Origin of the sequence: Bacteroides rodentium JCM 16496, assembly GCF_000614125.1 — a bacterium.
GTDB classification, from domain to species: domain Bacteria; phylum Bacteroidota; class Bacteroidia; order Bacteroidales; family Bacteroidaceae; genus Bacteroides; species Bacteroides rodentium.
In genome coordinates, this window is sequence record NZ_BAKJ01000069.1 from 1 (window position 1) to 12,944 (window position 12,944).

The window sequence follows — 12,944 nt, forward strand, 5'->3', positions numbered from 1 at the left end:
CCTTTTGCACCTTTGGGCTTGGAAAAAGAAAGTTTCAGGTTAAAACTTTCGTCAAAGGTGAGTGCCGCATCGAAAGAACACCCTTTCTTACCCTTGAAACCCTTGATAAGCCGGGTGGAGCCGGATGAGAAAAGCTGTTCAAGATGCTGGTCGGTCAGTTCCTTGTTCAGGAAACGGCGGAACACCAGCAGCCCGCATCCTTCACGGTCGCATTTCGCGACCTTGGACTTCACCACCACGTTGCCGGCCTTGCACTTGGGGCAGGTAAAGGCGTGTGATGACGGTTCCGGGAATTTGAGGCGCAATATCTCGCCGGTTACTTTTCCGGTGTATTCCCTGATGGAGAGCATGAAGCTGTCCGGATCGAGGGTACGCCCCTCTATCCGTGCCAGTGCCCTTTCCCATGTGCCGGTCAGCTCCGCGTCGGCCACCATCATGTCCTTCACCGATTCGTAGAGGTACAGCCCCTTCTCCGTCGGCAGGATACTCTTGCCGGAACGCTCGACATAGTCACGTTTAAACAGGGTCGTGATGATGGCGGCACGGGTGGCGGGTGTGCCGATACCCGAATCCTTGACAGTCTCACGTGCCTCTCCGCCCGTGATGTCCTTTCCGCAGTTTTCCATGGCGGCAAGCAGCGTGGCTTCCGTGTAAAGCGGCCTGGGCAGGGTCTTTTTCTGCGATAGTCCGCGACCCGAGAGCGGAACCAGCCCGCCTTCGGCAAACAAGGCCGTTCCTCCGCCATCTTCCGACTCGTCCTTTTCCCGGTCCTCCTTCCGGGCGAATACCGCCCGCCAGCCCGGGTTGACGATGAAGGCGGAGCGGGAGTGGAAACCCATGCCCCCGCACACGCACTCCATGAGCAGCCGCTCCTTCTCGCAGCGGGGGGAGAAGGCTTCCAGCATCCTGCCGGCTATCAGGGTGTAGACGGCGGATTCCGCCTCGGACAACTCTTCGGGAACGACACCCGTGGTAATCAAGGCATGGTGATCGGTCACTTTCGTGGTATCCACGCTCCGGGTGTTCAGAGCGGAAAAGTCGAAAGTGCGTCCGTACTCCCTGAACAGAGGCATGGCAATGATTTTTTCCAGCAAGGCGGGTATATTCGCCATGACATCTTCGGGTATGTACCGGCTGCCCGTTCTCGGGTACGAGACCAGTTTCTTCTCGTACAGGGACTGGGCGATGGAAAGTGTCTTGTCCGCTGTAAGGTCGTGGTGGATGTTGCAGTCCTTCTGAAGGGAGGTCAGGTCATACAGAAGCGGGGCCTGCTGGAAAACCGTACCACGCTCCACTTTGGTGATTGTCACCGCCGAGCCGGGAATGATGCGTCCGTATGCCGTTTCCGCCGCTTCCTTGTCCCCGAAGTGCTCCGGATGGATGAACAGCCGGTACGCCTCTCCCTGCTTCAGCGTGATATGCAGCTGCCAATACGGGACGGAAACGAAGTTACGGTTCTCCTTGAAGCGTGCGCATATCATGGCGAGGGTCGGGGTCTGCACCCGTCCGATGGAGTTGTTCGCTGAACCGGAGGCTGTCGCCAACGCGCGGCTGGCGTTCATGCCCACCAGCCAGTCCGCCTTCGCCCTACTGTCTGCGGCCGCATAGAGGCTGTCGTATTCATGTCCTTCCCTGAGGTCCGCCATCCCCTTTCGGATGGCCTCGTCGGTAAGCGAGGAGATCCACAGGCGTTTGAAAGGCTTGGTACAGCCCAGGTGGGAATATATCCACCGGAAGATGAGTTCCCCCTCACGCCCGGCATCGGTCGCCACGATGATGCTGTCGCACTTGGAGAATACTTCATCAATGATTTTGAGCTGTTTGCCGGCGGCGATGTCCGTCACCATTCCCCTGTCCGTACATATCTGCCGTTCCACAAGACGGAACGGCTCAGGAAGCATCGGAAGGTCTTCGGCGGTGGTTCTCGTGTAACCGTATGTTCCCGGCAATGCCAGTGATACTAAATGTCCCAGTGCCCATGTCACCATGTAGCCGTTTCCTGTTATGTAGCCGTCCTTTTTCTCTGTAGCCCCGACCACACGGGCTATCTCCTGACCGACACTCGGTTTTTCTGCTATGATTGCTATCATGATTCGGATAAGAATTAAGCCGTTTCCCGCTTGCCGGCGTGCGGAGGGACGGGAAACGGCGGTTATACATTCGGTTTACATATTATAGAGGAGGAGTTACTGTCCAACAGGCTTGATGCCGAGGATTTCGAGCAGCGGCTCGCCGTCCTTGTGTACCAGCTGGAGTGTGGCGTCCATCACCACGTCCACGCCGAGCAGCACCAGGCTGAGCGATACCACGTTCGTTTTCTCACCGCTGAGCAGCGTATCGAGTTCCCCGGCCATTTCCAGCTCGTCCTTCAGGATGCCGATGGCGGCCAGCTCGTCCCAGTTCACGTCTTCCGCCTTGAAAGGCGTGTTGTTTTCCTTGTTCATTTCCATGTTCTGATTTTTTTGGATTCAACATTCGTTTTGCTTTGACCCTCAGGCTATGCCCGCGCCTCTGGATTGGCGGTTTTCCTCTCCCTGTCTTTGTGTGGCGGACACCACGTTACGCTGCGAGGCGTCGCGTCTGCGGTCGGGGTTCTCGTTGTAGAAGTCCAGCCGTCCCTGGTTGAAGTTCGCCTTGACGTACTGCGAGATGGTCTTGCCGTCATACCCCTTGATGCCCTCGACCAGTACCGCCTTGCCGCTTTGGAGGTCGGCACGCTGCTTGCGGGTAAGCTCCACGTCCCATACCTTGGACGGTATCTTGAACTCCTCGCGCTGGTCGAAGCCGTCCGGGGTGCGCGAGTAGCTCAGACGGCCCGTTTCGAGGTCCGCCTTGATGAACGAGGAGAATTCCTCGCCCCTGCGGTTCACCATGCCGTTGAGGAAGACGGGCCTCCCTTCACGCAGCTCTTTCTGCTCCTCGGGAGTGATTTTCACGCCGTTGATCTCGTTCGGAATGTAGATTTCCCGTGCGCCTTCAGGGGAGTCGGGGTTGTAGCGGGTGTAGGACGGGCGGCCTGTCGCCTCGTCGAGCTTCACGTAGGAGGAGAACAGTTCCCCGTTCTTGCGCTTCATGCCCTCCACGAAGATGGCCTTGCCCCCGTTCAGGTCGTCGATCTGCTTCTTGGTCAGTTCCACGCCTCCCAGGTACTGCCGGTTGAAGAGCTTGTCGTTCTCGAAGATGAACTCCACGCCCCTGCGCTCGGCATTGACCTGGATGTGGGCGTCGAACGGGTTGCCCGATCTGGCTGTCATTCCTTCTATGAATATTTTCTTTCCTTCACGTAGGTCGTTCTGTTCCTGTTCGGTCAGTTTCACCCCGCTGATTTCACGTGGTATGAAGACATTCTCGGCTTTCATCGCCACCACCTCGTTGGTCAGCTTGTCGATGCTGACGAAAGAGGGGACATACTCGCCGTTACGGTTCTTCAGTTCCACGACACGCCCCATGTTGCCCGTCTCAAGCAGGTTCTTCTTGTCCTCGTCGGAGAAGATGTGCCCGAAGTAGGGACGGTCGAGGTCGGGTTTCTGCCGGATACCGTGGATGCCCAGCACGATGTCCCCGGAGCGGGACTGCTGGAACGAGAGCCTCGCGTCGGTGCGTAGTACGGCGGAGCCGAAGTTCATGCTGATGGGCACGACCTGGTTGGTCTTGTAGCCCTTGAGCATCTGGTCGAGCAGTCCCCGCTCCTGAAGTTCCTCACGGGAGAGCCCGAAGTTCTTCAGCTGTTCCCAGTTGATCATGGACTCGTTGTAGCGGTACTGGGGCTGTTGCTGCGTGCCTCCGCCTTGGGCGGCCTGCTGCTGTGTTTCATTTTCTTTTGCCATTTCTTCTTGATTTTGATGGTTGATACTTTGGTTTTCCTTGTCGCGGGGGACAATCTCGTACTGCTTGAGGAATTCTTCCACCGCGTCTGTCTTTTTTCCGGCGGCGAGGTCTTCGATGGCCTGCCGCACTTTCGGGTCGTCCAGCGCTTTCTCCTTGACGGAGAGGATGCCGAAGCGTGTCGGGTCCTTGAGCTGGCTCCAGAAGTTCTTCAGGAAATTCTCGAACATGCTGGCGTAGCGGTCGATTTTGAGGAAGGAATTGCGGTGCTTCCTGTCCGCCGGCACTGTTTCGTGCCTGCCGTCCTTGTCGAGTTTGCTGACTGCCTGGAGGAGCAGCTCCATCTTGTCGAGGATAAGGATGATGTCACTCATCTGCTCGTTCTCGGTGGCCTGCGGTTTGAGGGGCTCGCCCCTCACGTTTTTCTTTGCCATAACTTTGATTTTTTAACGTTGATAACTGTTGTTGTCTCTGCAAATATATAGGTGAAAAATTGATAAATTATTATGTTTCAATACGTTATACTATACATTTCATCGGATGTCATCCTGTTTCACCGCATGAGGAAAAGCGTGAGGCAGAAAAACGGGAAAGTCAAAGGAAAAAGTATGGCAAAAGCACTGTATCCAATAGGAGGAAGAGAGTGGGAACACACGAAAGGTAAGCCCCAAACAAGAAAAAAGCAGACCGGAAAGAGGGAACGGTAGAAAACGGCTGGAACGGCACGAAACCGACAAGGAGAAAACTGTATTATGCAGAGTTGGGAGCGAGCTGTCTTTAGTCCCCGCTTCCTTGTGCCGCTCTATAAGACAGGAAGAAGATTTTGTATGGGAGATATGTTAACAGCGTAATCCATTGGGATATCAAGTATCGGCAAAATACCGCCGTCTGATTGTTTTTTATCTTGTCCTATGCGTCGTAGGTCGCTTCGCTTGCTAAGTCCCGGTCGTCTCCACAACTCGGACGGCGATACCGGAACGTTTTTTCGGGTGAAAAATTACCGCAGGGAATTTTTTGCGCGAAAACCACAGGCCCGAACGTGGAAGGTATCGTCCTCCGAGTTATCTTCTTGAAGGGACTTGTCAGGCGAAGCGTGCTTATGATGGATTTTTATAGAGGAATATGGAATAAGACACCTTGATGATAAAAATGCGCTAAAAAAGTGCAGAAGTAATCAGATTTTGATTACCTTTGCACCAAAAACGCTCACTATGACAATAAGAGAATGGATTAGAGATAGGGAAATTGGTGGCTTTCCAACTTTTTCGGTTGATGATGTAAGGCAAACATTTCCTGATTATTCGGAGCAAGTCATCAAGAATGAATTATTCCGATTATCAACACAAGGCATCTTATGTCCTGTGTATAAAGGCTTTTATGTCATAATTCCTCCTCAGTATGCAGCAAAAAGGATGGTTCCTCCAATATATTACATTGATCAATTGATGTCGTATCTGAATAAACCATATTATATCAGTTTATTGAATGCCGCAGAAATTTTGGGTGCAGCTCATCAACGGCCACAGAAGTTTTCTGTAATGACGATATTCCCAAAGTCTTCCGTCTCTTCATCAAAGAATAATTCGCTTGTTTGGGGATATCGCAAGGAGATTCCATCTGATTTTTTGTTGTTCAAGAATTCTGAGACAGGAGTGATATACTATTCAAATGCTGAATTGACAGCCATTGATATTGTACACTATGAACAATATATCGGTGGCCTCTCAAGGGCAGCGACCATTTTGGATGAATTAGCAGAAAAACTTGATTTTCGTAGAGCTTCCGATAACTTATTTAACTATACATCAATCGCTACTATCCAACGATTGGGATATATATTGGATGATATTTTAGAACAGAAAGAGATTGCAGAAGTGTTACATTCTGAATTATTGACATATGTCAAGCGTTTTAGATATATTCCTCTTAGTACACACAAAACTGATAAGAACGCAGAAAAGAATACTCGTTGGAAAGTTAATATAAATTCGATAATAGAAACAGACGAAATATGATAAACAGAACAGCCATTACCCAATGGAATAAGATTGTTCCTTGGAATGATAATGCACAAGTAGAACAAGACCTTATTATCTCTCGTGCATTAGTCGCTATTTTCAGTGATAAATTCCTTGCTTCACAGCTTGCGTTCAGAGGAGGAACCGCACTTCATAAATTATATCTGTCGCCACAGCCTAGATATAGTGAAGATATTGATTTAGTACAAATCACACCGGGACCGATAAAACCAATCATGTTCAAGCTAGGTGAAGTCTTAAGTTTTTTGCCTGATAGGGTTACAAAACAAAAGCGATATAACAACACGATGTTATTTCGTATGGAGTCGGAAATCCCCCCGACAATCCCCTTACGTTTGAAAATAGAGATAAATTGTTTTGAACATTTCAATGAATTGGGATTGGTTAAAGTTCCATTTGAGGTGGAGAATAGCTGGTTTTCAGGAAAATGTGAGATAACCACATATCGTTTGAATGAATTGTTGGGAACAAAATTAAGAGCATTGTATCAAAGAAAAAAAGGCCGCGACCTTTTTGATTTGTATGTTGCACTGTCGGAAGCAGTTGTGGATATTAATGAAATTTTACGTTGCTACAACCGTTATATGTCGTTTGTTGTGCAACAACCACCTACTTACAAACAGTTCATTAACAATATGGAAGAAAAAATGTTAGATCCTGATTTTCTAGGTGACACTCAAAATCTTATCCGTCCGGATAGAGAATTTAATCCACGATTGGGTTATGAACTTGTTTTGGAAAAATTGATAGAACGAATGCGGAAATAAAATATAATATTATCAGATAGGACAAAATAATAGGTTATATGAACGTGGATCATTTAGATTGCCTTTTCCAAGAGTACGGATATGATGTAAAAGAAAGAACCACATCATATAGGGTATATTTGCTGAATCAAGGTATGTACCATGGAGCAGAAATCCAAATAATGGACGATGATATTGATGCTACTCCGATACTTGATCGTTACTCTAAATTGGGATATCATGCAAAACAACAAAGGTTCAAATCGATTGAACAAGCAGAAAGTTATTTATTTAAGGGGTTCTTTAATACACAAACTACTGCAAATGACATAAATAGAAGATATGCAGAATTTGCTGCTAATCAAGTAAAACATTATTGTAATTGTGGTATTAAGTACCAATATATCAGTATGCCATATTCTATATATAGTGAAGGTGCGGAAGATACTGTTAGTGGAACTTCAGATATCATTTCTGCAATTAAAGAAGCAATCAATAGAAAGGGGGCACATCTTGTAGTGGTAGAAGCTGCTGCTGGATTTGGTAAGACCTGTACAGCATACGAAGTATATAAATCATTTTTAGATAATAGTGAATATCAAAAGCCCATTTTTACAGAATTGTCAAGAAATAGGGATGCAAAGCAGTTTAAATATATTCTTTGGTCTGAAATTGACAAAGAGAAAGATACGACTGCTAAACAAGAATTAGTTGTTTACAATATAAAAAAAGGAAAAATCCCTCTTATTATTGATGGGTTTGACGAATTACTATCCAAAAACATAGACAATGGAAAGGTTGGACAATTGAATGAATTTGAGCAAGTTGAAACAATGCTTTCTACCATAGGAGATTTGTTGACAGATGAAGCTAAGATTATTCTTACCTCTAGAAAAACTGCAATATTTGCAGGTGCTGAATTTGGAGATTGGGTTGATTCTTACAATGGAAACTTTGATGTTATCAGATTTCAATTAGAGAAACCCAATATTAAGCAATGGCTTTCAACAGAACGTTATGAGGAAATCATTGGCAAGAATGTTCCTTTGGATAATATTTCAAATCCTGTTCTACTAACTTATTTACGAAATATAAGCAAGGAGGATTTTAGTGATTTATTGGTTTATCCAGAAACGATTACGGATAAATATTTTGAATATCTACTGAATCGGGAAAAAGAAAGGCAAAATCTTATTATTCGTTGGGAAGACCAAATGCAGATATTTGAAAATTTAGCCAAATCTTTTGTTGATTTTGATATAACTGGTGAAAATAGAAGTTTCGTCAAAGAACTGATTATAGAATATAACAAGTCTCGTCTTTTGTATTATAAAGAGTTGACACCGACAAAACAAACTTTGGATGAACTTGCTGACACACTTACAAATCATGCCCTATTAGATAGAACAGGGAATAAAGATTTTATAACTTTTATCAATGAATTTATTTTTGGGTATTTGCTCGGAAAATCAATTCAGAAAGAACCTGTCACATTTTTGCAAAAACTTAACCCTATACCTGAGCATCTAATCGAACTGGCAATTTACGCATACAAATATTCTTCCAATGATGATAAATTAAAATTATGGGATAAGTTTTCCGTTATAAAAGATAAAATGTCTTTGTATTTGATTGTTACCACAGATTGCATTCTTTTAAAGAAAGTAACAGGTAATTATAAATATGCAGGATTGAATTCTTTCCATTTTGAAGATATTAATATCCTTAGTGAAGAATGTAAGTTTGTAGAAACTTCGTTTGTCGATTCTGTTTTTGAGAGATGCACTTTTGATGTAAACGCATTTTATAATGTTACATTTACAGGATGCAAATTTATTGATTGCACAGTGAATAGTGATTTATCTTCTGGTTCTAACAATATTCATTGTTATGGATGCGATGACTATAACACAGGCTTTATATCTTCTTTGGTAAAAGTTACGACATCTTCTGTTTTGGAGAAACAAGAAGATATAGATCTAGAGATTGAAATACTTAGCAAGTATTTTAAAGTTGATGGAAAATCTCCCAAAATGAGGTATATCTCTACCCTTAGAAAAGAATTTGGAGAAAAGAATTTGGATGTCGTTTTTGCAACTTTTGAATTATTAAAGAAAAAAGGAATGATTCTGATTGACGGGAATAATTCGCACATTTCAAAATCAGGTATTGCTTATTATCATAAGAACATACAAGTATGAGTGCAGGAAATAAAGTTTTAAGGGATATAGTTACAGATTTGGAGGCTGTTTTGAACAAATGTGGCGTAATGTACCATGTGTTTTATCGTACTAAGTCAGAAATGTCTATTAAAAATAAACTTGGGAAAAAATCTGAAGAATATCGTAAAGCCAACAAGAAGATGCAAGATTTATTGGCTCTCCGTATTACTTTGTATTTTACAGATGATGTAGAACTTGTTCACAACTACCTAAAAAGTCAGTCCAATTTTGACAGTGAATCTGTTGATGAAGCCGAAGTTGATAAATTCTGTCCCAAAAGACTAAATTTAGTTATGCGTGTTCCAAATAATCTTCAGCAAGATATGAAAGCGGCAATAAAAGAAACTGGTTATGAAGATTTAATTGATAACACTTATGAAGTTCAAATCAGAACTATTTTATCGGAAGGTTGGCACGAAGTTGAACATGATTTACGTTATAAATGCAAAGAAGAGTGGGATGAATTTAAAGAGGAATCCAGACTTCTGAACGGAATTTATGCTACCTTGGAAAGTAGTGAATGGTCAATGCTTACATTATTTGACAGACTTTCATATTCTCAGTATAAAAATAAAGTTTGGAATAGTATGTTACGCAATAAGATGAGGGTTCGTTTTGCTGATAAAGGTTTGTCAGAAGAACTTTGTGAATATTTGTCAAACAATAATAATACTGCAAAATTATTGTATCGTGCAAATAGAACCAAAATATTGAAATTAGTAATGGAAAAAGGCTTTGCATACCCTCTCACTTATGATACTGTGTTACATCTTATCAATCATATTATTGTAAAAGATAAAATGTTAGCGAATTTTGAAGATAAAGTTTTGAAACAAGATATGGATATAATGTTTGGTGAATTATAGCGGAAGTTGATATTAGCACCATTTTTACTCACTCAAATAAGCAAAGATGGTGCTTTTTATGGTCTCTTACTTTTTTACATATGTATGCTCCAGCCATGGAATGGTCTTCCGAGCATTACGGCAAGAGATTCATCTGGTCTGCCATGATACAGCAGCCCTCCGACAATGCCCCTGTTTCCGTCCGCAGCCACTTGCGCAAATCCGAATGAATACGGCGAGCAGTCGTAGTACAGTTCAATTTCATACACTCCTTGGGAATTGGTTTCCCATTGCTTGAGGCAGTCAATACAATTCTGAAATGTTGTGTCGCCGATACTTTTGGCGTACTCCACTACCTTGTCGTAATGTTCCTGACAATCGATTTTCATAATAATGAATATTTAATGTTTATAATAGTTCTTCATAAGCCCCGAAGTCGGTACACCCGGCTATGGCAAAGTCTTCCATGCCTTTATCTACCAATGCTTTCAAATCATTCAAGCCGTTGCAGCAATAGAATATCCCACCGTCCTTACCGGCATCTTTAGTAGAATTATAAGGGAAACTTCTGTCTTGCATGAGCCCGTTCCAATACATGCAGATTACCGTATCCGATGGATTTCAGTTCTGCCAGCAGGTTCCTATATTCTTTTTCCGTTGCGGGCAGTGTCCCGGAGATGATTCCCTTGTAATCGGCTGCGCCATGCTGTCCCGCGTGCATGTAGGATGTGATTGTATTTTCGGATTCGTTCCACGGTATATATGGAAAGAGGGCGATTATCCCGCCCTCCTTGAACCGCCTGAACACCACCTTAATTGGTGTTTCCATATCAGTCTGTTGTCTATCCGTATATAATCTTATCCATTTCCCTGTCGGTCAACGTGCATAGCCCTTCGTTGGTGCAATAGTAACAAATATTCTCGTCCTGTTCGACAGCTTCACCCAAAAGGTTGCGCATGTCATCTTCCAGTTCATGTCCCAACTCCTCCACCGATATCGTATAGGTTTCCATCCCGGTCGTAATTTTACGCGACGGGTATGCCTTACCCTTGTAGAAAATCGTACCGATCTCTATGTCCTCGCCACGCCCGGCTATCCTGTCAAGGTATTCCTTGATAATATCCCCATGGCACGGGTGCGGTTTGCAGAAGCATCCCAGAGTCTTTCCCTGCAACTCATGGACTCTGCGCCTGTATTCCGCATCGTTCGCCAGCCGCCTGTAAAAATATTCGCGGAATCCGGCCAGTGTCCCGCCCCGGTCCATGTCCTGCTTCAGCCTGAACGGATTGCCGAAATACCCGTCCTGCCCTTTACCGGCACGACCTATATACACATCGTATGCTTCCTTGCGGATGTTCACCACCCTTGTATGTTTCCTGTTATCTGCCATAATACATCGTTTGACTTTTTAGTTATGATTCCGTTATGAAAGTGACCTTGTAGGTCTTGCACGCTTTCCCAAAAGCAGGATTGGTGTCAAATTCCTTGTATGACTCCCAATCCACCGACATGGTGTAGCCGTCCGGGAAGTTTTCGGCGATGAACCGGGTTATCATTTCCTTGTCTTCATCAGACAGGAACAGTTCCTCGTCGATACCGTACTCCAATGAAAAAATCGCCCATTCGGGAATGTTGTCCCAAACGAGCGTCTTGCTGTTATTTCCATTCATAATCCTGTTGTTTATTGCTGTGATACCATAAGTTCTTTGATAATATCGTCAAGCTCTGTTTCCCACTTGTCCGTTCCGTCAATCAGCGAGGGATAGGTAAGCTGTTTCCACTGCCGGTAATCGAAGAGTTTCATCCGCAGCGGATAGTAGTCGAACAGTTTCCGGTTGCCGGAGAATATTCTCAGGTGGTTGATACCCACTTCCATCAGTTTTAGTCCGTAACGGTCAATTCTCTCCTTGAACCGTCCCATCGGTGTGAAGTTGCTTCTGCCCATATCTTTCGTTTTTGAGTTAGACATCTGCGGCTCGTCGAGCCGGTATTTTATTTCTTGCCTGCCCCGCCGTTCCGTGCCGGATTGCGCAAGGCTTTCGGGAAAAATACCGCAAGCGCAGCGAGGATGATTTTTCCACGAAACCCGAAGGGCCCGGCCTTGCTCAATCCATAAGGCACGGGACGAACTTTGCAGGCTGAAATAAAACAGCGGTATCCTATTCCTCCTTCTTCTCGTCGTCGTGCGGAATTAGGTGTTTCAAATCCGGATCATTCTTTATTCTAATTATTTCATTTTCAATTATTTGCAGCACGTCCGCCTTGATACGTGAATAGTTGCGGTCTATCTGCTGCTGCATGATATCGTTGCCGTCCGCATCCTTGAACCCGTTGATGACAGGTATCTTCCTGTATGCTTTGGTTTCTGCCGCCACCTTCTCATTATCGACGATGATACGGGCATGGAAAATCTTCTGCTCGATTTCCTCACCGAAGTTGTCTGCCACGCTGCCCACGAATGTGCCTTGCGAGAGATTGGCTATCTTGGATGCCGGTATCAGCGAGTCCAGTTGCGTGTTGATAGAAGTGGAGGTATCCTGCCGGTTGATTGATATGGATTGCCGCTGTTGGAGTATCTTTCCGAAACGCTCCGAAAGGTTCTTTGCCGTTTCTCCGACCACCTGTCCTGAGAAAATGTTACCGACTGTATTTTGGATCACCTTCGCCTCTTTTTCACCGTAGTCACGGGTCAGCTGTGAAAAGTCCTGAAAGCCGAGACAGACCGCCACCTTGTTGCTTCGTGCGGTGGCTATCAGGTTGTCGATGCCGCGGAAATAGATGGTCGGAAGCTCGTCAATGATGATGGAACTCTTGAGCTGCCCCTTCTTGTTCACTAATTTCACGATACGTGAATTGTACAGTCCCAATGCGGCCGAATAGATGTTCTGCCTGTCCGGATTATTTCCCACACAAAGGATTTTAGGATGTTCCGGGTTGTTAAGGTCAAGCGTAAAATCATCCCCCGTCATGACCCAGTAAAGCTGTGGTGAAATCATCCTCGAAAGCGGGATTTTGGCGCTCGCTATCTGGCCCTGCAATTGGTCTTGGGCTCCGGATTGCCATGCGTCCATAAAGGGGGAAAGGTAGTTTTCCAATGAGGGATAAGAGGTGAGAATCGTGAAAATGTCGGCATACGGTTTGTTAAGAAATTCTATCGCGTGGGGGAAGGTGCAGTACTTGCCGTCCTTGTAAATCCGCAGATACCAGATAATTGCGGCGAGCAGGATAATCGGTGACTCAACAAAGAAATCACCCTGTTTCTGTAT

General features: G+C 45.2%; 14 protein-coding genes. 4 read left to right on the forward strand and 10 right to left on the reverse strand.

The window, feature by feature from the left end; genetic code table 11:
- From JCM16496_RS19310 to JCM16496_RS19320, 3 genes are all read right to left on the reverse strand, one after another.
- Positions 1–2,090: type IA DNA topoisomerase (locus JCM16496_RS19310; RefSeq protein ID WP_025836221.1), on the reverse strand; the 2,090-nt coding region annotated here is incomplete at its 3' end.
- Positions 2,091–2,186: 96 nt separating this feature from the next.
- Positions 2,187–2,450, reverse strand: coding sequence for a DUF4099 domain-containing protein (locus tag JCM16496_RS19315; protein ID WP_025836222.1), 264 nt, complete (start codon positions 2,448–2,450; stop codon positions 2,187–2,189).
- 42 nt (positions 2,451–2,492) lie between these two features.
- Entirely contained in the window at positions 2,493–4,259 is a 1,767-nt protein-coding gene (locus tag JCM16496_RS19320) for a DUF3945 domain-containing protein (protein WP_025836223.1), read from the reverse strand.
- Positions 4,260–5,036: 777 nt separating this feature from the next.
- Here JCM16496_RS19320 and JCM16496_RS19330 point away from each other — a divergent pair.
- Genes JCM16496_RS19330 through JCM16496_RS19345 form a run of 4 tightly spaced genes read left to right on the forward strand, consistent with a single transcriptional unit; the run spans position 5,037 to position 9,698 of the window.
- Positions 5,037–5,840: a type IV toxin-antitoxin system AbiEi family antitoxin domain-containing protein gene (locus tag JCM16496_RS19330; protein ID WP_025836225.1), complete on the forward strand. Its 804-nt coding sequence runs from the start codon at positions 5,037–5,039 to the stop codon at positions 5,838–5,840.
- Positions 5,837–6,631 carry a nucleotidyl transferase AbiEii/AbiGii toxin family protein gene (locus tag JCM16496_RS19335; RefSeq protein ID WP_005680451.1) on the forward strand — a complete coding sequence of 265 codons (795 nt, stop codon included), beginning with the start codon at positions 5,837–5,839 and terminating at the stop codon, positions 6,629–6,631. Before JCM16496_RS19330 ends, JCM16496_RS19335 begins: the two co-directional genes overlap by 4 nt.
- A gap of 38 nt (positions 6,632–6,669) precedes the next feature.
- Positions 6,670–8,811: an NACHT domain-containing protein gene (locus tag JCM16496_RS19340; protein WP_025836226.1), complete on the forward strand. Its 2,142-nt coding sequence runs from the start codon at positions 6,670–6,672 to the stop codon at positions 8,809–8,811.
- On the forward strand, positions 8,808–9,698 hold the full coding sequence (locus JCM16496_RS19345; RefSeq protein ID WP_025836227.1) for a RelA/SpoT domain-containing protein: 891 nt from the start codon (positions 8,808–8,810) through the stop codon (positions 9,696–9,698). The genes JCM16496_RS19340 and JCM16496_RS19345 overlap by 4 nt, the downstream gene beginning before the upstream one ends.
- A gap of 74 nt (positions 9,699–9,772) precedes the next feature.
- Here the strand turns inward: JCM16496_RS19345 and JCM16496_RS19350 are convergent, their stop codons facing one another.
- The 7 genes from JCM16496_RS19350 to JCM16496_RS19385 all read right to left on the reverse strand — a co-directional run.
- Positions 9,773–10,066 carry a DUF4120 family protein gene (locus JCM16496_RS19350; RefSeq protein ID WP_025836228.1) on the reverse strand — a complete coding sequence of 98 codons (294 nt, stop codon included), beginning with the start codon at positions 10,064–10,066 and terminating at the stop codon, positions 9,773–9,775.
- A gap of 19 nt (positions 10,067–10,085) precedes the next feature.
- Positions 10,086–10,256 (reverse strand): hypothetical protein, encoded by a 171-nt coding sequence (locus JCM16496_RS22785; protein WP_155270175.1) that lies wholly within the window; start codon positions 10,254–10,256, stop codon positions 10,086–10,088.
- Positions 10,231–10,506 (reverse strand): hypothetical protein, encoded by a 276-nt coding sequence (locus JCM16496_RS19360; RefSeq protein ID WP_084820015.1) that lies wholly within the window; start codon positions 10,504–10,506, stop codon positions 10,231–10,233. The genes JCM16496_RS22785 and JCM16496_RS19360 overlap by 26 nt, the downstream gene beginning before the upstream one ends.
- A 13-nt stretch (positions 10,507–10,519) precedes the next feature.
- Positions 10,520–11,068 carry a DUF4326 domain-containing protein gene (locus JCM16496_RS19365; protein WP_025836230.1) on the reverse strand — a complete coding sequence of 183 codons (549 nt, stop codon included), beginning with the start codon at positions 11,066–11,068 and terminating at the stop codon, positions 10,520–10,522.
- Between the two features lie 22 nt (positions 11,069–11,090).
- A complete protein-coding gene (locus JCM16496_RS19370) occupies positions 11,091–11,348 on the reverse strand; it encodes a DUF6926 domain-containing protein (RefSeq protein WP_025836231.1) in 258 nt (85 codons plus the stop codon).
- Positions 11,349–11,359: 11 nt separating this feature from the next.
- On the reverse strand, positions 11,360–11,623 hold the full coding sequence (locus JCM16496_RS19375; RefSeq protein ID WP_025836232.1) for a hypothetical protein: 264 nt from the start codon (positions 11,621–11,623) through the stop codon (positions 11,360–11,362).
- Positions 11,624–11,837: 214 nt separating this feature from the next.
- Positions 11,838–12,944, reverse strand: a 1,107-nt coding sequence (locus tag JCM16496_RS19385; RefSeq protein WP_025836233.1) for a TraM recognition domain-containing protein, incomplete at its 5' end; no start/stop codon positions are given.

Coding starts and splice junctions, on each gene's coding strand:
- JCM16496_RS19315 (WP_025836222.1), bottom strand. CDS start 2,450: ATGGAAATGAACAAGGAAAACAACACGCCTTTCAAGGCGGAAGACGTG.
- JCM16496_RS19320 (WP_025836223.1), bottom strand. CDS start 4,259: ATGGCAAAGAAAAACGTGAGGGGCGAGCCCCTCAAACCGCAGGCCACC.
- JCM16496_RS19330 (WP_025836225.1), top strand. CDS start 5,037: ATGACAATAAGAGAATGGATTAGAGATAGGGAAATTGGTGGCTTTCCA.
- JCM16496_RS19335 (WP_005680451.1), top strand. CDS start 5,837: ATGATAAACAGAACAGCCATTACCCAATGGAATAAGATTGTTCCTTGG.
- JCM16496_RS19340 (WP_025836226.1), top strand. CDS start 6,670: ATGAACGTGGATCATTTAGATTGCCTTTTCCAAGAGTACGGATATGAT.
- JCM16496_RS19345 (WP_025836227.1), top strand. CDS start 8,808: ATGAGTGCAGGAAATAAAGTTTTAAGGGATATAGTTACAGATTTGGAG.
- JCM16496_RS19350 (WP_025836228.1), bottom strand. CDS start 10,066: ATGAAAATCGATTGTCAGGAACATTACGACAAGGTAGTGGAGTACGCC.
- JCM16496_RS22785 (WP_155270175.1), bottom strand. CDS start 10,256: ATGCAAGACAGAAGTTTCCCTTATAATTCTACTAAAGATGCCGGTAAG.
- JCM16496_RS19360 (WP_084820015.1), bottom strand. CDS start 10,506: ATGGAAACACCAATTAAGGTGGTGTTCAGGCGGTTCAAGGAGGGCGGG.
- JCM16496_RS19365 (WP_025836230.1), bottom strand. CDS start 11,068: ATGGCAGATAACAGGAAACATACAAGGGTGGTGAACATCCGCAAGGAA.
- JCM16496_RS19370 (WP_025836231.1), bottom strand. CDS start 11,348: ATGAATGGAAATAACAGCAAGACGCTCGTTTGGGACAACATTCCCGAA.
- JCM16496_RS19375 (WP_025836232.1), bottom strand. CDS start 11,623: ATGGGCAGAAGCAACTTCACACCGATGGGACGGTTCAAGGAGAGAATT.